General features: G+C 58.7%; 20 protein-coding genes. 19 read left to right on the top strand and 1 reads right to left on the bottom strand.

Annotation, left to right across the window (positions count from 1 at the left end; all coding sequences use genetic code 11):
- Window positions 1-15: 15 nt before the first annotated feature.
- From cpaB to A9Q02_RS23095, 16 genes are all read left to right on the top strand, one after another.
- Window positions 16-1047, top strand: a complete 1032-nt coding sequence (gene cpaB, locus A9Q02_RS23170) for a Flp pilus assembly protein CpaB (RefSeq protein ID WP_097655451.1) — start codon at window positions 16-18, stop codon at window positions 1045-1047.
- 61 nt (window positions 1048-1108) lie between these two features.
- The gene (locus A9Q02_RS23165) at window positions 1109-2395 is read left to right on the top strand and encodes a CpaE/TadZ family protein (RefSeq protein ID WP_097655450.1); all 1287 of its coding nucleotides are present in this window, start codon (window positions 1109-1111) and stop codon (window positions 2393-2395) included.
- Window positions 2396-2405: 10 nt separating this feature from the next.
- Entirely contained in the window at window positions 2406-3806 is a 1401-nt protein-coding gene (locus A9Q02_RS23160) for a TadA family conjugal transfer-associated ATPase (RefSeq protein ID WP_097655449.1), read from the top strand.
- 81 nt (window positions 3807-3887) lie between these two features.
- The gene (locus A9Q02_RS23155; RefSeq protein WP_097655448.1) at window positions 3888-4883 is read left to right on the top strand and encodes a type II secretion system F family protein; all 996 of its coding nucleotides are present in this window, start codon (window positions 3888-3890) and stop codon (window positions 4881-4883) included.
- 2 nt (window positions 4884-4885) lie between these two features.
- The gene (locus A9Q02_RS23150) at window positions 4886-5803 is read left to right on the top strand and encodes a type II secretion system F family protein (protein WP_097655447.1); all 918 of its coding nucleotides are present in this window, start codon (window positions 4886-4888) and stop codon (window positions 5801-5803) included.
- Between the two features lie 3 nt (window positions 5804-5806).
- Entirely contained in the window at window positions 5807-6172 is a 366-nt protein-coding gene (locus A9Q02_RS23145; RefSeq protein ID WP_097655446.1) for a DUF192 domain-containing protein, read from the top strand.
- Window positions 6172-8178, top strand: coding sequence for a protein O-mannosyl-transferase family (locus A9Q02_RS23140; RefSeq protein ID WP_097655445.1), 2007 nt, complete (start codon window positions 6172-6174; stop codon window positions 8176-8178). Before A9Q02_RS23145 ends, A9Q02_RS23140 begins: the two co-directional genes overlap by 1 nt.
- A gap of 12 nt (window positions 8179-8190) precedes the next feature.
- Window positions 8191-8973 carry a glycosyltransferase family 2 protein gene (locus A9Q02_RS23135; protein ID WP_097655444.1) on the top strand — a complete coding sequence of 261 codons (783 nt, stop codon included), beginning with the start codon at window positions 8191-8193 and terminating at the stop codon, window positions 8971-8973.
- Window positions 8967-9599 carry an HD domain-containing protein gene (locus tag A9Q02_RS23130; protein ID WP_097655443.1) on the top strand — a complete coding sequence of 211 codons (633 nt, stop codon included), beginning with the start codon at window positions 8967-8969 and terminating at the stop codon, window positions 9597-9599. The genes A9Q02_RS23135 and A9Q02_RS23130 overlap by 7 nt, the downstream gene beginning before the upstream one ends.
- Before the next feature lie 79 nt (window positions 9600-9678).
- Window positions 9679-9912 carry a ribbon-helix-helix domain-containing protein gene (locus A9Q02_RS23125; protein WP_097655513.1) on the top strand — a complete coding sequence of 78 codons (234 nt, stop codon included), beginning with the start codon at window positions 9679-9681 and terminating at the stop codon, window positions 9910-9912.
- A 227-nt stretch (window positions 9913-10139) separates the two neighbouring features.
- Window positions 10140-10730 carry a 2Fe-2S iron-sulfur cluster-binding protein gene (locus A9Q02_RS23120; protein ID WP_097655442.1) on the top strand — a complete coding sequence of 197 codons (591 nt, stop codon included), beginning with the start codon at window positions 10140-10142 and terminating at the stop codon, window positions 10728-10730.
- A 193-nt stretch (window positions 10731-10923) separates the two neighbouring features.
- On the top strand, window positions 10924-12906 hold the full coding sequence (locus tag A9Q02_RS23115) for an acetoacetate--CoA ligase (RefSeq protein ID WP_097655441.1): 1983 nt from the start codon (window positions 10924-10926) through the stop codon (window positions 12904-12906).
- A gap of 9 nt (window positions 12907-12915) precedes the next feature.
- Window positions 12916-14124: a DNA double-strand break repair nuclease NurA gene (locus A9Q02_RS23110; protein WP_097655440.1), complete on the top strand. Its 1209-nt coding sequence runs from the start codon at window positions 12916-12918 to the stop codon at window positions 14122-14124.
- Between the two features lie 113 nt (window positions 14125-14237).
- Complete coding sequence (locus A9Q02_RS23105) at window positions 14238-14516, top strand: metal-sensitive transcriptional regulator (RefSeq protein ID WP_097655439.1); 279 nt, start codon at window positions 14238-14240, stop codon at window positions 14514-14516.
- A 15-nt stretch (window positions 14517-14531) separates the two neighbouring features.
- A complete protein-coding gene (locus tag A9Q02_RS23100) occupies window positions 14532-14747 on the top strand; it encodes a heavy-metal-associated domain-containing protein (protein ID WP_097655438.1) in 216 nt (71 codons plus the stop codon).
- Window positions 14748-14783: 36 nt separating this feature from the next.
- On the top strand, window positions 14784-17411 hold the full coding sequence (locus A9Q02_RS23095; protein ID WP_097655437.1) for a heavy metal translocating P-type ATPase: 2628 nt from the start codon (window positions 14784-14786) through the stop codon (window positions 17409-17411).
- Window positions 17412-17487: 76 nt separating this feature from the next.
- On the opposite strand, the gene A9Q02_RS23090 is transcribed toward A9Q02_RS23095, so the two are convergent.
- The gene (locus tag A9Q02_RS23090) at window positions 17488-17847 is read right to left on the bottom strand and encodes a hypothetical protein (RefSeq protein ID WP_097655436.1); all 360 of its coding nucleotides are present in this window, start codon (window positions 17845-17847) and stop codon (window positions 17488-17490) included.
- Window positions 17848-18035: 188 nt separating this feature from the next.
- On the opposite strand from A9Q02_RS23090, the gene A9Q02_RS23085 reads away from it, so the two are divergent.
- The 3 genes from A9Q02_RS23085 to A9Q02_RS23075 all read left to right on the top strand — a co-directional run bounded on the left by A9Q02_RS23085 (window position 18036) and on the right by A9Q02_RS23075 (window position 20762).
- Window positions 18036-18617: a hypothetical protein gene (locus A9Q02_RS23085; RefSeq protein ID WP_097655435.1), complete on the top strand. Its 582-nt coding sequence runs from the start codon at window positions 18036-18038 to the stop codon at window positions 18615-18617.
- Between the two features lie 85 nt (window positions 18618-18702).
- Window positions 18703-19395 carry a response regulator transcription factor gene (locus A9Q02_RS23080; RefSeq protein ID WP_097655434.1) on the top strand — a complete coding sequence of 231 codons (693 nt, stop codon included), beginning with the start codon at window positions 18703-18705 and terminating at the stop codon, window positions 19393-19395.
- A complete protein-coding gene (locus tag A9Q02_RS23075) occupies window positions 19392-20762 on the top strand; it encodes a sensor histidine kinase (protein WP_097655433.1) in 1371 nt (456 codons plus the stop codon). The genes A9Q02_RS23080 and A9Q02_RS23075 overlap by 4 nt, the downstream gene beginning before the upstream one ends.
- Window positions 20763-20804 lie beyond the last annotated feature (42 nt).

Genomic DNA, 20804 nt, shown 5'->3' with positions numbered 1-20804 from the left:
GAAGGATACCCCGCTATGAAGCGTGGTGGCGTGCTCATCTTACTCATTGGCTTGATCTTGATCGTTGGTGGGGCAGCCGCATTTTTCTTTCTGCAACCAGGAGGAAGTAGCCTGATTGGCGGGGGGCCTGAGTTGCCGACCATCATCGCTGAGCCAACGGCCATCCCCGAAGTTGATGTGGTACGAGCTCGGGTTGATATTCCCGCCAATACGGTCATTAACGATCTGGCCGCCCTCGAGGTCATCGCGATCCCGCAGACCGAATTTGTGGAACGCCAGGATATTTCGACCCCCGGTGAAGTCATCGGCCAACTGACGATGCGGGCGTTTCGCGCTGGCGAGCGCATTCCGCGCAGTGCGCTGACGGAACCAGGGCTCTCTCAACAAATTCCAACCGCCGAACCCGATCGCCCCGCCGATAAAGCCTATCCCTTCCTGGTCAATAACCTCTCGGGGGTCGCTGATCAGATCAAACCCGGCGATTTTGTCGATGTGGTGGCAACCTTCACGATTAACCGCCGCGAACGCGAGCCAGTCCTGCTCCCCCCCTCGGAACCCGGTGGACCGCCACAACTGGTCTTCCAGGATAACCAGCAGCAACTTCCGAGTACCAAGACGATTATTCAACGCGCTCAGGTGCTGCGTATTGTCCGCCCTGCACCCCCACCCGCTGATGGCACCCCGGCCCCCGAAGGCGAAGCGGGTCAAGAGATTGTTGCGGTCGAGGATATCAACAATCCGGTCGTTCCGCCAGACAGTGCTGCCGCAGGCACAATTACCCCAGGGTTCTGGACGCTTGTGCTGGCACTGAATAATCAAGAAGCTGAGTTGATGGAACTGGCGATTTCAACAGAGGCACGCCTGGTGCTTGTCCTCCGTGGGGCCGGTGATGATGCCGTCGAACAGACGATCGGGGCTACCCTGGATCTGCTCACGGCCGAGTTTGGCGTACCTTTGCCCGAGTCACTGCCGCCACGGATCTATAGCCAGGAAGAACTCGAAACGCCCGATCCGACCCGGACACCAGCACCTGTACGCGCCCCATAAGCTCGGTGCCTCTGGCTGAGAAGTGCGCTGTGACCGCCTGATAACCAGTGAGGAGAGACCGATGGCCGAGGGTGAAAAAATCCGCGTGCTGATCGTCGACGATATTGTTGACACACGCGAACAACTCGAGAAGTTACTCTTCTTCGAAAAAGATATTGAGGTTGTTGGCAAAGCAAGTAGTGGCCGTGAGGCCATTACGATGGCTGGTCAACTGCACCCCAACGTCATCCTCATGGATATCAATATGCCCGATATGGACGGAATCGCCGCCACCGAAGCGATCATGAATAAAGATCCGGCGATCCAGGTCATCATCATGAGTGTGCAGGGCGAAACGGATTATCTGCGCCGGGCGATGCTTGCCGGGGCACGTGAGTTCCTAACCAAGCCCATCAGTGCTGATGACCTCTATAAGTCCATTCGCCATGTCCATAAACTCGCTGCCACCCGTCCCAAGACGATCAACCTGGCAGAGAGCGGGGGGATCAATGCGCCTCAGCGGGGGGTCGAACTCGGACAGATCATTGCAGTCTTTAGCCCCAAAGGCGGGGTGGGTACCTCGGTCGTCGCCGCGAATCTTGCGATTGCGATCCGCCAACTCACCAGTAAAAAGGTGGCCCTGGTTGATGCCAATGCCATCTTTGGTGATCTCGCGGTCATCCTCAATCTGCGTTCGGATAAAACGATCATCGATCTTGCCCAGCGGACGGATGAGCTTGATGAAGAACTGCTCGAAGATGTACTCGCTACGCATACATCGCAGGTCAAGGTATTACTTGCCCCGCCTGATCCCCAACGCGGTGAACTGGTCAATGCCGAGCATGTGCGTGCCATTCTCGAAGCCCTCCGGCGTTCGTTTGATTTTGTGATCGTTGATACGCCGGCTTCTTTTCAGGATCGATCCCTGGCCTCACTCGATCTGGCGACACGGATTGTGACGCTGATTACCCTCGAGATGCACTGCATCCGCGATCTTACCCTCTTCCTCGAAGTCGCCGATTTGCTGGGGTATCCGCAAGAAAAGACGATGCTCGTGCTCAATAAAGCAACGAATCGCACCGGCATCAAGGCCGAAGATATCGAGAAGAGTCTCCAGCGCAAGGTGAGTTATCAAATTGGTGATGCCGGACATGATGTGACCTTCTGGATCAACCAGGGGGTGCCCCTGATTATCAGCAAGCCCAATCACCAGTTTTCGCGTGATATCCTGAATCTCGCCCGTGATCTGACGGCCGCCACACGCGCCCCTGGCGCAAAGGGAAATCCCGGTAAGGGGCTACCCGAGAAGACTGGCAAAGCGGCAGAGAAGCCCGCTCAGGGTGGGTTCTTTCGGTTTTTTAAGCGCTAGGAGGCGCTAGATGTCACTACTCAAACGACTAGGGGGCGCTCCTCCAACCAGTGAACTCGGGGCTGGCGCAGCCCCACCCGCCGCTCGCCCGGTTCAACCACTCACCAATACCCTTCGCCCCCATCAGGCGACCGTTGATGCGAGTTTTAATGAATTGAAAACACGGGTGCAAACCCGCTTGATTAGTGAACTCGATCCGCGGATGGATCTGAGCAATAAAGCTCGCGTGCGCAAACAGGTCGAAGAGGCGTTTCAGGCGATCCTCGATGGCGAAAGCATTGTGCTGACCAAGTCGGAACGCCAGCGTATGTTTGAGGCTATCGAGGCTGATATTATTGGGCTTGGCCCGATTGAACCGTTGCTCGCTGATCCGGCTATCAGTGAAATTATGATCAATGGCCCGAAACAGATCTATGTGGAAAAAGCTGGGAAGCTTATCCATACTGATATTACGTTTAGTAATGATGCCCACGTGATGCGCATTATTGACCGCATTGTCGCCCCCCTTGGACGCCGCGTGGATGAGTCGTCACCAATGGTCGATGCGCGCTTGCCCGATGGGTCACGCGTCAATGCCATTATTCGGCCCCTCGCCCTCAATGGCCCGACCGTGACGATCCGGAAGTTTCGCAAAGATAATCTGACGATCAATGACCTCGTTCGCTTTGGCTCGATGAGCCAGGAGATGGGCGAGTTCCTGGCGGCCTGCGTCAAGTCGCGGACCAATATTGTCGTTTCGGGTGGTACCGGCTCAGGCAAGACGACCCTGCTGAATGTGCTCTCGTCGTTTATTCCCAATGATGAGCGCATTATTACCGTCGAAAATGCGGCTGAGTTGCAACTTCGCCAGGATCACGTGATTAGCCTTGAGTCACGCCCACCAAATGTTGAGGGGCGCGGCGAGGTGACGATCCGTGACCTCGTGATTAACTGCCTCCGGATGCGGCCTGAACGCATTATTGTCGGTGAGTGTCGCGGCGGCGAGACCCTCGATATGTTGCAGGCGATGAATACTGGGCACGATGGCTCGATGACGACGCTGCACGCCAATACCCCCAAAGACTCGATGGCTCGTATCGAGACGATGTGCCTAATGGCCGGGATGGATCTCCCCGCTCGCGCCATCCGTGAACAGATTGTCTCGGCAGTGCAGTTGATTGTCCAACAGTCCCGCCTCCAGGACGGCTCACGTAAGGTCACTCAGATTACCGAACTTTCCGGCATGGAGGGTGATGTGGTCGTGATGCAAGATATTTTTGTCTTTGAACAGACGGGCGTTGATGAAAAGGGTAAGATCGTGGGAACCCTACGCCCCACCGGGGTACGCCCCAAATTTATCGAGAAGTTTGAGTCGATGAATATCTATCTCTCGCCAACAATTTTTGGCTCGAGTGATCGACTTAGTTTTTAAGGATCGAGAACCCGGTACCTGGCCGATGGGTGCCTCCGGGCAAGAGCAGGTGTGTGGTTCTGCTATCCTGAGGAACATGGTATGGAGCGACTACTTTCGCCTGAGATGATGCCAATTACCCTCGGTGGCCTGGGTTTGCTGCTGGTGTTGATCGTTGCTGGAGTTGTGGTGATGCTGCGCAGCGGCCAGGGCGATAGCGTCGCTTCACGCCTCGATGAGTTTGCCGGGCGTGGCGAGCAAACAACCGATGAAGCTAATCCGCGTCAGGCCCTTGAACGCATTGATAAGGTTGTTGCCAAAAGCAAACAGGGGAGCAATACCGCCCGCGACCTCGCCCGCGCTGACGTCAAGTTGACGGTGGCCGAGTTCTATATCACCAAACTCGGTACCGCGCTCCTCGGTGCAGGGGTCGGCGCTTTTGTTGGTCGTGCAACCCCGATGGCAATGCTCGCGTCGGGGCTCGTTGGGGCGGTGCTGTTCTCCTTCCTGCCCAATCTCTATCTCGGGATCCGCATGAAGCAACGCCTCAAGTCATTTAATGATCGCCTCGGTGATACGGTCACCATGATGGCCAATGCCCTCCGCGGTGGCTATAGCTTTTTGCAAACCCTTGATATGGTCTCGAAAGAGGCCCCCTATCCCGTGAATGATGAGTTTCATCGGGTTGTCCAGGAGGTCGGTCTCGGACGCTCAACCGAAGAGGCGCTGACCAATCTGCAACGCCGGGTGCCTTCTGAAGACCTCGATTTGTTGATCACGGCGGTGAACATTCAGATGGAAGTGGGCGGTAACCTGGCTCAGATCCTCGATACGATCGGGCATACCATCCGTGAACGGGTGCGGATCAAAGGTGAGATTAATACGCTGACGGCCCAGGGCCGCATCTCGGCCTGGGTGATTACCGGGTTGCCCGTTGGTCTGGCGATCTTTATCTCTATGGTCAACCCCGAATATATGGCCCCGATCTTTACCTTTGGCCTTCCCCCCGAAAACTGGTGCTGCCTGCCCGTGACATCAATGGTCATGATCGTGATCGGCTTCTTTGCTATTATGAAGATTATGGATATTGAGGTGTGATAATGAGTCCTCTGGTACTCGTATTTGGGGTGCTTATCCTCGGCGGGATCGGGCTCATGGTGTTTGTGCTAATGGGTTCCCGCCGTTCAGATGCGATTGAGGCACGCCTCAATCAGTTTACTGAACGGGCGATGACCCTCGAAGAGATGGAGCTCGAGCAACCCTTTAGCCAGCGGGTGATTCTGCCGGCTACGCGCAGTCTCTTGACGACGATGGGCAAGTATGGGCCACGCCAGAGTATGGATCGGCTCAAGTTGAATTTGCAACTGGCCGGTAATCCAGGCAATATTACCCCGGCGATGTTTATCGGCCTGCGCGTCGCTCTGACGCTCATGCTCGGCTTGATTATTATGGTCGTCTCGTTCAGTACGATGGAGACGGGCCAGGCGGTGCTCTATAGTGTCATTGGCTTTGTCCTGGGCTATATGTTGCCCGTGATGTGGCTGGGCCGCAAGATTGCTGACCGCAAAAAGGCCATCCAGAAGGCGATGCCCGATGCCCTTGATCTGCTCTGTATTAGCGTTGAAGCTGGCCTCGCCTTTGATCTTGCCCTCCAACGCGTTACGCAAAAATGGGACGATGAACTGAGCCGTGAGTTCAAACGGGTGCTGTCCGATATTCGCCTCGGTCGTACGCGTCGCGAGGCGCTGAAGGATCTTGCTGAACGTACCGGTGTGGAAGATGTGCAGACCTTTACCTCGGCGATCATTCAAGCCGATCAGCTCGGTGTGTCGATGTCAAAGATCTTGCGCATTCAGGCCGATCAGATGCGCGTCAAACGCCGCCAACGCGCCGAGGCCCTGGCTCAACAGGCCCCGATCAAGATGCTCTTCCCCATGGTTTTCTTGATCTTTCCGGCCCTCTTTGTGGTGATCCTCGGGCCTGCTGTGCCACGCCTGTTGCAGTCTTTTGGTGGGTGAAGCGTGACCGTAGCCGTCTATAATCAAACGCGAGGTGTTCCACTCGCCCTGGCCTGTACCGAGGCCCGTAGCTTTTTGGCGCGCGGCAAAGGCCTGATTGGGCACCCCGGCCTTGCACCCGGTGAGGGGTTGCTGATTGTGCCGTGTTCGAGTGTGCATAGCTTTTTTATGCGCTTTCCGATTGATGTTGTCTTTGTCAATCGGCACGACCGTGTGGTAGGTCTGACCAGTGCGCTGCCCCCCAATCGCCCTTTTGCTGGTGCCTGGCGCGCCCATTATGTGGTTGAACTGCCCGCTGGCATGATTGCTGCTACCGGTACCGCCCTTGGGGATCAGGTAAGCATTGAACGACAGGATGCCGTGCGTTAATGCGAAGTTTTGCCCTCCTGACGTTCTGTTGTTGCGCGGCACTCTATGTGCTGACCCTCACCGATGTGCATACCTACGATGCGCTCTCGTATATCCTTGATGTCGAACGCAAGCCCTGGCAAGAGTTGTTCCATCCGCACCACCTCGCCTATGGCCCTCTCGGGGCATTGATCCACACCGTTGCCAGGGGCCTGGGGTGGCCCGGTGGGGCCGAACGTTTGTTACAGTTGACCAATGCACTGGCAGGTGCGCTTGGGGTGACGCTCTTTGGGATGGTGATCGGACGCCTCATCGGTCGCGGTCAGTCGCAGACGTGGGCATGGCAACCGGCGCTGCTCGGGGCGTTACTGCTCGCGAGCAGTTTTGCCTATTGGTACTATGCGATTGAGGTCGAAGTCTATACGATTGCGGCCATCTTCCTGATCGTTGCGCTCGCATTGATGCTCCGCGCAGCCCGTAGGCCTGCCTCACCAACCCTTGCCGCTGGCCTCGGCCTGGTGCAAGGCGTGGCGGTGCTCTTTCACCAGACGAATGTGCTGCTGAGTGTACCCGCTGGTCTTGCTTTAGCTTACAGTTATGTCAAGCAAAAAGAGGCAGGGCCGACCGACTGGCGTGGCCTTCTTGTCACCCTGCTCAGTTATGGGTTGCCTCTGGCGTTGGTGGTTGGTGGGGCCTATCTGTGGGTTGGCCTGGGAGTCAGTGGGTTCCGCAACGCAACCGATCTCTTTACCTGGGCCGCCGGCTATACCACCACCGGCTTCTGGGGGGGGCCAGTCGATCAGGCGAAACTCAGCTTGCTGGGGCAGGGGCTCGCCGACACCATTGCCCAGCCAGGCGGGGCGATCCTGGGCCTGCTGCTCCTTGGCCTGCTGCTCCTCCACCTGCGCCCGCTGCGCCGCACCGCACCGCCGGGGAGCCTAGTGATCGCTACGAGCTGGTTGCTGGTCTATGGGGCCTTTTTTCTCTGGTGGGAGCCGGACAATATCGAATTCTGGATCGCGAGCTTGCCACCGTTTTATTTGCTGCTCTTGCTGGCAACGCATCCTGCCAGCAACCAGCGCGATCCTCAGGCTCCCGGTTGGAGGCATCAACTCACCCAGTTGCTCGTCCTTGGGATCGGGGTGACGATGCTTGGCCTCAACTGGGCGACCATCCAGCAACGTGGCGATGCGCAGCGCGATCTGCAACGCCTTGCCGCGACGAGCCTGGTTGACCTTGCAGCCCCAGGTGATCTGTTGGTCGTACCTGATGGCCTTGCCGAACTCTACCTCCCCTTTTACGAGCAACACCCCAACGTAATCTCGCTGAATCAGGCGGTTGCGCTGACTGGCAATGATTGGCCTGCCGCGTGTGCGCTGATCCAGGAACACATTGCGACGGCGCTCGCCAGCGGCTACGCCGTCTTCATTGCCGACGATGCAATTCATCCGCCCCCAGCGCCCCCCGGTGAGCCACCGACACCCAGCGAACGGCTCGGGTTGGCCCCCGAAGAGGTAGCAGCCTGTTATGCGCCCTACCGAGAGGCCCTACGCCCTCTTGAACTTGCCGCGCCCCTGCCGAGGTACGGGGTGCTCCCTGGAACCCAAACCCTCGCCGAGGAGCCCGGCTGGGATTTCGCCCGTCTGGAGTGGGGCTGGCGGGTGCTCAATGCAACCACGCTCGGGCGCGACGCCAAGGGATGGAGGCTCGAACCAGGCATTGACCCAGCCCTGATCAGCCCGCCCATGCGCCTCGATACGGCAGCGTTTGCAAATATCGAGATCACAATGGCCGCCACAACAGCCGCCCGCGATGCCCAACTCTTTTGGCTTGACGAGAACGGGCAGACCGACGAGGCGCGTTCAATGCGCTGGACGCTGATCGAAGGCGAGGAGTTCGCCACCTATCGTCTCGATCTTGCCGCTGCGCCTGGATGGCAGGGGATCATTACCGGCCTGCGGCTCGATCCCGTTGGCGTCGGTGACGGCGGGAGCATTGTGCTTGCGTCGATCCAATTGCAGCGCTGAAAAGGAGCAGCCATGCTAGCCGTGGTGATCATTGCCCGCGACGAAGAAGCGTATATCGAGGCGTGCCTGAGCAGTGTGAGCGGCCTGACCGACGAGCTCATCGTGCTGCTCGACGACCGTACGACTGACCGTACGGCGGAACGAGCGCAGAGTCACGGGGCACGGGTCGTCTGCGAACCCTGGCGTGGCTTTCCAGCGCAACGCAACCGGGGCCTGGAACTCGCCAGTACACCCTGGGTGCTCTTCCTTGATGCCGACGAACTGGTTACACCCGCGCTTGCCAACGAACTGAGGGCAACCTTGCAGAACGAGCCAACCGCAGCAGGTTTTCGTCTGCCCCGATACAATCGCTTTTTCGGCCAGATCCTGCAGGGAGGCGGCTGGTATCCCGATCATCAACTCCGGCTGCTCCGGCGGAATGCGGCACACTTTGACGAAAGCCGCCTGGTGCATGAAGCGGCGAGCCTGGACGGAGCCATCGCTTCAACGCACGAGCATCTCTGGCACGAAAATATCACGCGCCTCGCCGAATTGTGGCACAAACAGAGCCGCTACGCGCTCGCCGAAGCGCAGACCCTCTACCGACAAGGGCGCATCATGCGCTGGCGCAACCTGCTCGGGGCACCGGCACGCGAATTTTGGCGGCGCTATGGACAACTCGGAGGATGGCGCGACGGGCCCGTAGGCTTCTTGCTCTGTGCCACCATGGCATGGCACGAGCTCGTCACTTTTTTGCTATTATGGAGCCTGCACAACGCATGTGGGATCAAGAAGAAAGAGGATCATGTATGTTGAGTGAGCGTGCCCGAGCGACCCTGTACGAGTGGGTCAAGGCGGAGAGCCTGCGCAAACATTGCGAGGCCGTCGCGACGTGTATGGTTCATTTTGCCCACAAGACCGGGGAAGATGCCGATCTCTGGGAAGCGGTGGGCCTGATCCATGACATGGACTTCGAGCAATATCCGAGCATGCCCGAGGCAGGGCCAGCCACGACCGCGCTAGCCGAGGCCATCCTTGCTGGCGAGCCTCTGCCGGCGACGCTGCCAGGGCACCCCTTTTACGGGGTCGCGCATCTACGCGAAACTGGATGGAATCAAGAAGTCTTGCGAGCCGTCTTGAGTCATGCTGACTACAGCGGCATCGCGCCAGTCTCGGTGCTGGAACGGACACTCTATGCAGTTGACGAATTGAGCGGCTTTGTCACCGCCGTAGCGCTGGTACGCCCCGACAAAAACATCGCGAGCGTCGAAGTCTCGTCGGTCAAGAAAAAGATGAAAGACAAAGCCTTTGCCGCCAAAGTGAGTCGTGACGGCATTCGCCACGGGGCCGACGTGATTGCAATGCCGCTCGACGACCTCATCGCCGAAGTCATTGTCGCGCTGCGCAGCAACGCAACGCGCCTCGGCATTGGGGGGGTGTAAGGATGGTGCTGGCACCGGCCAGCGTAGCTGGCCGGTGCCAGCACCAGAAGCTGATGCGACCGAGCGTACGAGGTGCATTGTGAAAACGATCCAAATGACCATTGATGACGAGTTGCTGGCTGAAGTGGATCATCTGACGGCAGCGCTGCAAACCACCCGTTCGGCATTTATTCGCTCAGCCCTCCAACTCGCATTACGCCATCACGCCATCCTTGAAAAAGAGCAGCAGCATGCCAGAGGCTATGCGCAACATCCCGTTGCGCCAGGTGAGTTTGATGTTTGGGACGCTGAGCAAGCATGGGGTGAGCAATGAATCAGATCGCCAAAGCCAAGCTCGCCGGTTATATTACACATCTTGCACCAGAAAGGCTCCGCGAGTTACGCGAGGCGATAAGCTTTGCCCTTGGGTTTGATGTGCTGGAGTGAGCGCAAGCTTAGCACCCTCATCACGTTGCTTGACGCGATCTATCGCCTATGTTATTGTGAAGGCTAACCTAGGTACATGCGGCCCCCCCAAGCTCCAGCCAGAGGAGATCAGACATGTCTACCATCATTATGAACGATGTCGCGATGGAAGCGAAGGTCGGCGAGCGGGTTTTGAATGTTGCCCGACGCAATGCGGCGCATATCGGTTTCCTGTGCGATAACGCGGGTACCTGCCAACTCTGTCGCTGCCAGGTGCAGGAAGGGGCCGAGTATTTGAGCCCGCCGAGTGAGGCCGAGAAAGCCTGGATTCCCGAGGCGAAACTCGCCGAAGGCCAGCGGCTCGCGTGTCAACTGATCGTCCGTGAACAGGGCGAAGTCAAGATCCAGAGCTACGCCGAATATATTCGCCAACTCGTGTTGACCCTGGTTGACCCGCCTCCGAGCACGAATACCGCGCAAAATCTTGAGCCCCTGGTCAAGAATCTGCTGACCGACTTTGCCGATCAACTGGCCCTCTTCCCGCGTAACATCCTGAGCCGCCTCAACGAGCTCGGGCCAGTGCGCTTTGCCTTCCCGATCCAGGATACTGACCGCTTTGTTGAAGATATGAGCCGTCTGGTTGAACGGATGAACTCGGGAGTCGAGCGGATCGAGCGCAAACCACGTGAAACGGTCAAGTCTTCGGAAGAGACGCTGTCTAGCTAAGACAAGTGCCTTAGCGCATCAGGCAGATTGTGTGACGCAAAGGCGCAAAGACGCAAAGCTTCGAATGAATCCGCTAGACTAGACCTCACAGGGCTTGAAGCCCTGTGAGGTCTTGCCATCTTGTGATTGCCCTGGCAAGATAGGGTACAATAAGAGGCGCTTATCGTGATGCAATACTCTCTGGAGGTGTTCGATGCCGAACGAGCCTGCCCCGATGTTGCTCTGGTCACCTTCTGTTGAACTAAAGCAGCAGAGCAATATGCAGCACTATATGACCTGGCTTGCCGAGACCCGTGGGTTGCAGTTTACGACGTATGATGAATTATGGCGCTGGTCGGTTGATGAAATCGAGGCGTTCTGGGCGTCGATCTGGGAATATTCCGGTATTCAGTCGTCCACACCCTACACGACAGTGCTGTCGAGCCATACGATGCCCGGGGCACGCTGGTTTGAGGGGGCAAGGCTCAATTATGCCGAGCATATCTTTCGCCAGGCGACGACGAGCCATCCTGCGGCGATCTTTCAAGCTGAGGGCAGGCCACTAACCGAGGTGAGTTGGGCTGAATTGGAGTCCCAGGTAACCGGCGTTGCCGCAACGCTCCGTGAACTTGGGGTGCGTGCCGGTGATCGGGTGGTTGGCTATATCCCGAATATTCCGCAGGCGCTAGTGGCCTTTCTCGCGGCGGCGAGTCTCGGGGCGGTCTGGTCGAGTTGCTCGCCCGATTTTGGCAGTCCGAGTGTGATTGATCGCTTTCAGCAGATCGAGCCCAAGGTGCTAATTGCTGTCGATGGGTATCGGTACGGCGGCAAAGCGCACGAACGCCTGGGGGCGGTGCGCGAGATTCACGCGGCGTTGCCGACGCTTGAAGCGACGATCCTGGTGCCCTATCTTGATCCAGCAGCGACTGGCAACGATCTCGAAGGCCGGGTGTTGACATGGGCGACGGCAAGCGCAACCCCCGGGACGTTGCAGTTCGAGCACGTCCCATTCGACCATCCCCTCTGGGTACTCTATTCCTCAGGCACCACCGGTCTCCCCAAGGCTATTGTGCAGAGCCAGGGCGGCATTCTGATCCAGCATCTAAAAGAGTTGACCCTTCACCTGAATCTCAAGCCCGGTGACCGGTTTTTCTGGTTTACGACAACCGGCTGGATGATGTGGAACTTACTGGTGGGTGGGCTGTTAACGGGCAGTACGATTGCGCTCTACGATGGAAGCCCGGGCTATCCTGATATGGGGGTGCTCTGGAAGTATGTCGAACAGGCGGGCATAACCTTTTTTGGGACGAGCGCAGGCTACATTACGTCCCTAATGAAATCTGATGTGCATCCGGGTGCCGAGTACGATCTGCATACGCTTGTGGGGATGGGTTCAACTGGGTCGCCGTTGCCACCCGAGGGCTTTGAGTGGGTCTATGCCAAAGTCAATGCAGAGCTCTGGCTGGCCTCGGTCAGCGGGGGCACCGATGTGTGTGGCTGTTTTGTGGGCGGCACGCCCCTGTTGCCGGTGTATAGCGGGGAAATTCAGGGGCGCATGCTGGGCGTCAATGCGCAGGCCTTTGATACCGATGGTAGCAGCGTCACGGGGGTGATGGGCGAACTGGTGATTACCGAGCCAATGCCTTCGATGCCGATCTATTTCTGGAATGATCCTGATGGCCGTCGCTACCGCGAAAGCTATTTTGAGGTCTATCCTGGGCTGTGGCGCCACGGTGACTGGATTGTGTTTAACGAGCATGGTGGGGTCGTGATCTACGGACGCTCGGATAGCACGATCAATCGCCAGGGCGTTCGCATGGGTACCAGCGAGATCTACCGGGCCGTCGAGGCGATCCCCGAGGTCCTCGATAGTCTGGTGATTGACCTCGAAGGGCTGGGTGGAGCCTCGTATATGCCGCTCTTTGTGGTGCTGCGCGACGGGGTGAGCCTCGATAAGGCGCTGGAACAGCGCATCAAAACGGCGATCAGGACAGCGCTTTCGCCGCGCCATGTGCCCGATGAGATCTTTGCGATCCCCGATGTGCCGCGCACGCTCAGTGGCAAAAAGCTTGAGGTGCCGGTCAAGAAGATCCTGATGGGTGCACCCGTTGAACGTGCCGCGAATCCCGACTCGCTCAAGAATCCCGAATTGCTGCCCTTCTTTGTCGAGTTGGCCGAGCAGTTGAAAGCGCGGTAAGCGAAGCCTATGGGACTTGATCTCTCGACGCTCAGCAAACAGATCCGTGAGATGAGCCAGGCAGCAGCTGGTGCAGCCGCCGCGACCGCCTCGCGGGCGCTCGCGCTACGGGCGCACTATCTTGAGGCCGATGGCAACGAGGCGCACTGGGCACAGGCAGTTGACCTGAGCCGCCCGACCGCCCAGTGGTTGCTGGCCCGCCCGATTGAGCCGATCGGAACGGTACGCGATCTTCCCCCGCCCCCAGCCGCGTATGCCCTCGTTGCCACCGATGGATCGCAGATTGACCTTGATCGCCACGGGAGCGTGAGCTGTTACCTGCTGAACATCGGCCAGGTCTTTCTGCGGTACGGCCACCAGCCGACAGCGCGCCTCACCTCGCAGCCAACGCTCTACTACCGGGAAGAGGATCTCTATCTGCGGGAAGGGTCGCGGCGCGTGGCGATTGAAGGGGCGTACCTGAGTGCGCGGCGCGATGTCGAAGAAGGGGTCGCACTAGCCGAACTGGCCGATGAGTACCTGACCGACGACTTGCCGGCGCTTGCCTTGCAGGATGGAACGCTGATACGCTGGGCGCTGGCGGGGGCCGAGCGCTTTGTCCAGGACTTCTTTCTTGAACCCTATCTTGGGTATCTTGAACAGTTACGACGACGATCCCTTCCGGTTGCCTCGTATATCAGCCGTCCACAATCACCCGAAGTGATGGGCATGATCCGCTTGATGTTGTGCCCCGATGTCGATGTAGCCGCAGGGCAAGGTGCAGTCTGTGCCGAATGTAGCGACATTCGTGCCGGACGCGAAGCCTCGTGTATGGTTTGTCAGGGGCTTGTTGATGCCGACATTCTCGGGGCGGGGCTGGCCGAAGGGCAACGCGGGCCAATCTTCTGCTCGATGAGCCGAATCAACCTGGAACGCTACGGGCCGCATCTGATCCACTTCTTCTACCTACGGGTCGCCCGTGAACTCTGTCGGATCGAGATCCCGCAATGGGTCGCCCGCGAACCAGACCTGGTGAACCAGGTGCATACCCTCGTCTATGACCAGGCGGTACGTGGCGACGGGTACCCGGTAGCGCTCGCCCGTGCCCATGAACAGGCCATCGTGCGCAGCGCCGACCGTCGTGCGTTCCTGCGCATCCTCGAAGGAAGCCTCTACCGCGCCGAAGCCCCGGCCAGTTCTTCGGCCAAGCAAGCAAGCAAACAGTTTCCGCGGAGCTAAACGGGCGACCAATATAAATCTTTCTTGGGAAAAAAGCCAGCGACGCTGGCTTTTTTCCCAAGAAATGGTATACTACTTGTACCCCCCCCGGGGGGGAGGGGGTGGAGGAGGCAATGAACAGCGAACACAAAGCAGATCTGCTCAAGCGGCTCAAGACAATCGAGGGGCATGTGCGCGGGGTGCAGCGCATGGTCGAAGCGGACACCTATTGCATCAATTTGCTCAACCAGACACGAGCGATCCGGCAGGCCCTGGCGAGTCTTGACCAGCGCATTCTCGATGAACATCTGCACACCTGTGTCACCACGGCCATCCAGAGTGAGAGCCTTGATGAACGGGAACGGGTCGTGCGCGAATTATTGGACGTCTTTGAAGCACGTCAGAGTGCATAGGAAGGAAACGCAAGGATGAAAACCGAACAATTTCACGTCCCGGGGATTTCGTGTCAGCACTGTGTGCGTGCGGTCACCGACGAAGTGGGGAAACTAGTCGGGGTGGCCAGTATCACGGTCGATTTGCCAAGCAAGGTTGTGACCGTTGCGTCGGAGAACACGCTCGCAGCGGAAACGATTGTGGCCGCGATTCGCGAGGCGGGTTATGAAGAAGTTGCTCCAGTTATCTGAGCGTAGCTCGCAGCTAAGCAACGCTCCTAAAAACCTATGGCAGAACAAGAACTTATTGTACCGGTGACCGGGATGACCTGCGCCTCGTGTGTGATGCGAGTCGAAAAGGTGGTCAAGAAACTCCCTGGCGTAGCAAGCGCCAGCGTCAATCTTGCCACCGAGCAGGCGAGTATCCGGTTTGACCCGGCCCAACTTGCGCCCCAGCAGATCCAGGCGGCCGTCGAGCAGGCTGGCTACGGCATTGTGACTGATCGCATTGAATTACCAGTCACAGGGATGACCTGCGCCTCGTGTTCCAGTCGCGTCGAGAAAGCGTTGCGCAAGGTACCCGGAGTTTTGACCGCCGACGTGAACCTGGCAACTGAGCGCGCAACCGTGGTCTTTTCACCGGCGGCGACCGGTTTCAGCGAACTGAAGACAGCGGTCGAACAAGCCGGTTACGGGGTGATCGAGACGACCGAGCAAGAGGGTGAGAGCGAGGATGCCGAGACCGTCGCCCGCGCCGCAGAACTTGCCCGCAAGCGACGGCAATTGACCGTGGGCATCATCTTTAGCCTGCCCCTCTTTCTCATCGCGATGGCTCGCGATATCGGGCTCATCAATCCCTGGTTGATCGGGGCCGGGGCCGAGATGATGCGCCAGGATCACGGGGCTTCCATGGCGGCGATGATGCACCAGATCGCCGCCCGCGACGATCTGCTCAATTGGCTCTTTCTGCTGCTGGCAACGCCGGTGCAGTTCTATAGCGGGGCCGACTTTTATCGCCACGCATGGACGGCACTCAAAGCGCGTACGGCCAACATGGACTCTCTGATTGTCATGGGGACGACCACGGCCTACCTCTACAGCATTGCCCTGCTCGTCAGTGGGGCACCGGGGCATGTCTATTTTGAGACCGCCGCCGTCATCATCACGCTCGTACTGGTGGGCAAATACCTCGAGTCGCGGGCGAAGAGTCAGACAAGCGCGGCGATCAAGAGTCTGATCGGGTTGCAACCACGCACCGCCCGCGTGCTACGCGGCGGGCAAGAGATCGACATCCCTGTGGGTGATGTCCGCGTAGGTGAGGTGGTCATCGTGCGCCCGGGCGAGAAGATCCCAGTTGATGGGGTGGTGCTGGAAGGCGCTTCGAGTGTTGATGAGAGCATGCTGACAGGTGAGAGCCTGCCGGTTGAGAAGCATGTTGGCGACCCGGTCGTCGGGGCGACGATCAACCGAAGTGGCAGTTTCCAGATGCGGGCCACCCGCGTGGGCAAGGCGACCGCGCTGGCGCAGATCATTCGGCTGGTTCAGGAGGCCCAGGGGAGCCGGGCGCCGGTGCAACGCCTCGTCGACCAGGTCGCCTCGGTCTTTGTCCCAGTGGTCATCGTGATCGCGCTGGCAACCTTTGGGGTCTGGTATTTCATTGGCGATGTCGGCTTTACGCGCAGCATGATCTTTGCGGTCTCGGTGCTAGTGATTGCGTGCCCGTGTGCGCTCGGGCTTGCCACACCGACCGCGATTATGGTCGGTACCGGCGTCGGAGCGCGGCGGGGCATTCTGATCAAGAATGCCGAAAGCCTCGAACGTGCTGCCAAGATTCAGACCGTCGTGCTCGACAAAACGGGGACGATCACCGCCGGCAAACCTTCAGTGACGGATATCATTGTCCTCGCACAGGGCGTGCAGCCTGTCCTGCCGGCCTCGGTTGCCGCTGCCGCAACAGGCGAGAAAGACCCGGGGGATGGCGTCAGCAAGGCGAGCCTTCTACTGGAACAAGGCGTCACCAGGAACGGAAGCGCAGAAGAGGTCGAGCGACACTTCTTGCAACTAGCGGCGAGCGCCGAGAGTCGGAGCGAGCACCCGCTTGGCGAAGCGATTGTCCAGGCGGCCCACGAGCGGGGCCTGACACTAACGCGCCCGACGCGCTTTACCGCCATCGTCGGGGCCGGGGTCGAGGCTGAGATCGAGGGCACAACCGTCTTGATCGGGACAACCCGTCTGATGGACGAGCGCGGCATTGGGACAGAGCAACTCGAAAGCGCCATTAGCGCAATGCAGAGCAAAGGCAAGACCGCGATGATTGTCGCGGCAGACGACGTCCCGTTGGGGGTCATTGGGGTCGCCGACACGGTGCGGCCAACCTCAGCGGCGGCGATTGCACTGCTGCGCAGCCGGGGCATCGAAGTCGCCATGCTGACCGGCGACAACCAGCGTACCGCCGAGGCCATTGCCAACGAAGTTGGCGTTGACCGGGTACTGGCCGAGGTGCGGCCCGAAGATAAGGCCAATGAAGTCAAACGCATCCAGGGCGAAGGCCGGGTCGTGGCAATGGTCGGCGATGGCATCAATGATGCGCCGGCGCTTGCACAGGCCGACGTTGGCATTGCCATTGGCACAGGCACTGATGTCGCGATAGAAGCCGCAGCGGTCACGCTGATGCGCGGCGATCTCGCCGGGGTCAGCCAGGCGATTACGCTCAGTCGGGCGACGATGCGCACCATTCGCTGGAACCTCTTCTGGGCCTTTATCTACAATGTCATGCTGATCCCGGTCGCCGCCGGCATTCTCTACCCGTTCACGGAGGTGCAACTCAACCCGATGCTTGCCGCAGCGGCGATGGCGTTTAGCTCAGTTTTTGTGGTGACGAATTCGCTGCGTTTGCGGAAGGTGAACCTGAACTGAGTTAGAGAAAGTTGGGCGCGAGAAAAGCCAGCTACGCTGGCTTTTCTCGCGCCCAATTCATATGTAAAATTCGGTCCTACAAATGATTAAGCTCGAGGTACGCTTCTAAGCAGCCATTAAAATAGACATGCACCACCTGGTTGAAGGTAATGCGGCTGACGGCGTCCCAGACTTCATTATCGTCGGGGCTATGGACAACGAGCATGCCATGTTCGGGGTGATACTCGTCTTCACCAGGGGGAATCACAAAGGCCAACCACTCGTTGGGATAGCGCGGCTCGACGAGCGCAATGGGCTCAACAAGACCGCGCTCGTGCATACCAGTATAGGGGCAGCCACACGAACAGTTGGGGCCACAACTACTATGATCGCCCGTCCCGCAGGAAGGCTGGGTGCCGCCGTGCTCGGCGGTGGTCAGGTTCATCATGATTGGCATAGGTGATATTGTAGCATATGGAAGGTAGCGCTGCGATGTGCAGGGCCACCTTCCATATGGGTATATCCACAACAGCTACCCCCTATCTCCATAGGTTCTCCATAAAGAGTTGCTATAGTAGAAGTATCGAGAGAACGCGATCACTGGAATGGCCAGACGATCTTCGATCAACAATATGGAGAACCATCATGAAACGCATCTTTTCACTTTTTGCAACTGGCATCGGCCTCGCGCTGCTTGCCATTGTGGCCTTGAGCTTTGCACCCGCAGCCTCGGCCCAGGGCGGGCCTCCCACTAGTGCGGCACAGCAGGGGGCGAGTAGTCGTGACCGCAGTCAGGTCAGCAACGGACGCATGGGCCGGGCGGATCAATCGCTTGTGGCCCAGGCTGCCGATGCGCTTGGCCTCACTCGTGCCGAATTGGTCGCACAACTGGGGACGGACGGCACCATTGCTGCCGCGCTCCAATCTGGGGGCGTTGATCCAGCCGCATTCGTGCAGACAATGGTTGCCTCGCGTACCGAGCGCCTTGAGGCCGCTGTCGCCGCAGGTCATCTGACCCAGGTTGATGCCGACGCCCGTCTGGCAACAATTGAGACGCAGCTCACCGAGCGGATCAATCAGCCATTGAGCATGGGAAGCAATGGCAACCAGGGCAACCGGGATCGGGCCAACCAGGGTACACGTCAGCAGAGCAATGATGGCACCTGCGATGGCACGGGAACGTGTGACCAGAGTGGTGGACAACAGCGTCGTGGAGGCAAGCGATAGGTACGGTGAGCGCTGCGGGCAACGAAGCCTTCCTTCGTTGCCCGCAGCGCAGCGAAGACAGACGGAGGATCGAGGAAGAACGTCTATGCCAGAAACAATCCTTGTCGTTGATGATGATCGCGAAATAGTCCGGCTTGTCTGCGCATATCTCGAGCAGGCAGGCTTTCGTGCGTCTGGTGTGTATAATGGGGAAACTGCCCTCCGTGCCATCCGCACTGAACGGCCTGATCTCATCGTGCTTGATCTCATGCTGCCTGACCGCGACGGCTTCGAGATTGCCCGTACGGTGCGCAGCGATCCGGCTCATGCGCAACTTCCTATTATTATGTTAACTGCGCGCATTGACGATACAGACCGCATTGTCGGGCTTGAACTGGGGGCCGATGATTATGTCACCAAGCCGTTCAATCCGCGTGAACTTGTCGCGCGTGTCCGAGCGGTCTTACGCCGTACCGCAGGCACACCTGTAGCCACACAACGCCTGACTTTGGGGGATCTCGTGCTCGATCTTGATGCCCATCGGGTGACGGTGGCGGGGGTTGCGCTCGAACTCACGCCTACAGAATTCGAGTTGCTGGCACTATTGATGCGCAACCCAGGCCACGCCTTTACCCGGACGGAATTAATCGAGCAGGGCCTTGGTTATAGCTATGCCGGTTTAGAGCGCACCGTGGATAGCCATATCAAAAATTTACGCAAGAAGATCGAACGTGATATCGATGCAGGCCCCTTGATCGAGACGGTCTATGGCATCGGGTACCGTTTACGAAACCTATGAAACGCCTCTGGATCCAACTGACCTTGAGCTTCGGCTTAGTGGCCCTGACGGCCATCGTGACCGTAGCCTTGCTGGCGAATAACCGGGCAGCAACAACCTTTCGGGGCTATGTCGTACGTAGTCAGGTCACCGACTCGGGGCTGATCGGGCGCCTTGAGCGTTTTTACAGCGAGCAAGGTTCGTGGGAGGGGGTTGAGACAATCCTGGCGGCCCAGTATGGCCCTGGACAGGGGCGAGGTGCGCAAGGGTCGGGGGCACCCCGGAGCAGTGTTGCGCTAGCCGATGCCCAGGGGCAACTGATCGCCGATCCCAACGCAATCGTAACGGGCAACAGCCTGGCAGTACGTGAACGCAACAACGCCCTCCCAATCACTGTCGCCAACGAGACTGTGGGCTATCTGCTCGTCAGCGACCCACGTGGCGGCAGCTTGCCCGGGGCAGCCGAGCGTTTTTTGGAGGATCTGAACGATATTTTCTGGTGGTCGGCACTCCTTGCTGCCAGCATCGGACTCATCCTCGGCTTGCTGCTAGCGCGGAGCCTGACGGCACCACTCAATCGGCTCGCCCATGGCGCACGACGCATTGCCCAGGGCAACCTTGACGAACGGGTACCGCCTGGCGGACCCACCGAAGTAAGCGAGGTTGCCGAGGCCTTCAACGCAATGGCCGCCAGTTTGCAAGCTGGCGAGACCGAGCGTCGTCACATGGTCGCCGACATTGCCCACGAACTACGCACCCCACTCACCGTCGTGCAGGGGAATTTGCGCGCCATGCTCGACGATGTCTACCCGCTCAGCAAAAGCGAAGTAGCGACCATCTACGATACCACGTTGAGCTTGCGCCGACTCGTGGACGACCTACGGGAACTCTCGCTTGCCGAGGCCGGCCAACTCGAACTACACCTCAACCCCACAGCGCTTGGCCTCCTCCTTGACCAGACCGTCACGCTCTTTGAAGAGCTTGCGGCGAATCAGCAGATCACGCTCTACGCCACGTATGCACCCGAACTGCCGATGGTGACAGGTGATGCTGAACGTCTGACGCAAGTGTTACGCAACCTGGTGAGCAATGCCCTGCACCACACACCGGCAGGCGGCACGATCACCTTGCAGGCAACAGCCGAAGGATCGCTGGTACGGGTCACCGTCGAAGACAATGGCACAGGCATTGCAGCCGACGATCTGCCACACATCTTTGAGCGTTTTTACCGTGCCGATCGATCCCGCAGCCGTGATCGAGGGGGAAGCGGGCTCGGGCTTGCCATTACGCAACAACTAATCAAGTTGCACAACGGCACCCTTGGGGTCACCAGCGCGCCAGGGCAGGGGACATGTTTCTGGTTTACCCTGCCGGTGCCGCCGCATTAAAAAAAGCCAAGGTTTGCCCACAACAAAAAGGGCAACGAGTAT

It is taken from the genome of Candidatus Chloroploca asiatica (genome assembly GCF_002532075.1).
GTDB classification, from domain to species: domain Bacteria; phylum Chloroflexota; class Chloroflexia; order Chloroflexales; family Chloroflexaceae; genus Chloroploca; species Chloroploca asiatica.
The sequence above is the reverse complement of the archived record's forward strand: the minus strand, read 5'-3'. Positions and strand labels throughout refer to the sequence as shown.

What these genes read in the sequence shown, in the direction of transcription:
- A9Q02_RS23085 (WP_097655435.1), top strand. Translation starts at nt 18,036, where the DNA reads ATGAAACGCATCTTTTCACTTTTTGCAACTGGCATCGGCCTCGCGCTG.
- A9Q02_RS23165 (WP_097655450.1), top strand. Translation starts at nt 1,109, where the DNA reads ATGGCCGAGGGTGAAAAAATCCGCGTGCTGATCGTCGACGATATTGTT.
- A9Q02_RS23090 (WP_097655436.1), bottom strand. Translation starts at nt 17,847, where the DNA reads ATGCCAATCATGATGAACCTGACCACCGCCGAGCACGGCGGCACCCAG.
- A9Q02_RS23095 (WP_097655437.1), top strand. Translation starts at nt 14,784, where the DNA reads ATGGCAGAACAAGAACTTATTGTACCGGTGACCGGGATGACCTGCGCC.
- A9Q02_RS23130 (WP_097655443.1), top strand. Translation starts at nt 8,967, where the DNA reads ATGTTGAGTGAGCGTGCCCGAGCGACCCTGTACGAGTGGGTCAAGGCG.
- A9Q02_RS23105 (WP_097655439.1), top strand. Translation starts at nt 14,238, where the DNA reads ATGAACAGCGAACACAAAGCAGATCTGCTCAAGCGGCTCAAGACAATC.
- A9Q02_RS23140 (WP_097655445.1), top strand. Translation starts at nt 6,172, where the DNA reads ATGCGAAGTTTTGCCCTCCTGACGTTCTGTTGTTGCGCGGCACTCTAT.
- A9Q02_RS23075 (WP_097655433.1), top strand. Translation starts at nt 19,392, where the DNA reads ATGAAACGCCTCTGGATCCAACTGACCTTGAGCTTCGGCTTAGTGGCC.
- A9Q02_RS23080 (WP_097655434.1), top strand. Translation starts at nt 18,703, where the DNA reads ATGCCAGAAACAATCCTTGTCGTTGATGATGATCGCGAAATAGTCCGG.
- A9Q02_RS23135 (WP_097655444.1), top strand. Translation starts at nt 8,191, where the DNA reads ATGCTAGCCGTGGTGATCATTGCCCGCGACGAAGAAGCGTATATCGAG.
- cpaB (WP_097655451.1), top strand. Translation starts at nt 16, where the DNA reads ATGAAGCGTGGTGGCGTGCTCATCTTACTCATTGGCTTGATCTTGATC.
- A9Q02_RS23115 (WP_097655441.1), top strand. Translation starts at nt 10,924, where the DNA reads ATGCCGAACGAGCCTGCCCCGATGTTGCTCTGGTCACCTTCTGTTGAA.
- A9Q02_RS23110 (WP_097655440.1), top strand. Translation starts at nt 12,916, where the DNA reads ATGGGACTTGATCTCTCGACGCTCAGCAAACAGATCCGTGAGATGAGC.
- A9Q02_RS23120 (WP_097655442.1), top strand. Translation starts at nt 10,140, where the DNA reads ATGTCTACCATCATTATGAACGATGTCGCGATGGAAGCGAAGGTCGGC.
- A9Q02_RS23100 (WP_097655438.1), top strand. Translation starts at nt 14,532, where the DNA reads ATGAAAACCGAACAATTTCACGTCCCGGGGATTTCGTGTCAGCACTGT.
- A9Q02_RS23155 (WP_097655448.1), top strand. Translation starts at nt 3,888, where the DNA reads ATGGAGCGACTACTTTCGCCTGAGATGATGCCAATTACCCTCGGTGGC.
- A9Q02_RS23160 (WP_097655449.1), top strand. Translation starts at nt 2,406, where the DNA reads ATGTCACTACTCAAACGACTAGGGGGCGCTCCTCCAACCAGTGAACTC.
- A9Q02_RS23150 (WP_097655447.1), top strand. Translation starts at nt 4,886, where the DNA reads ATGAGTCCTCTGGTACTCGTATTTGGGGTGCTTATCCTCGGCGGGATC.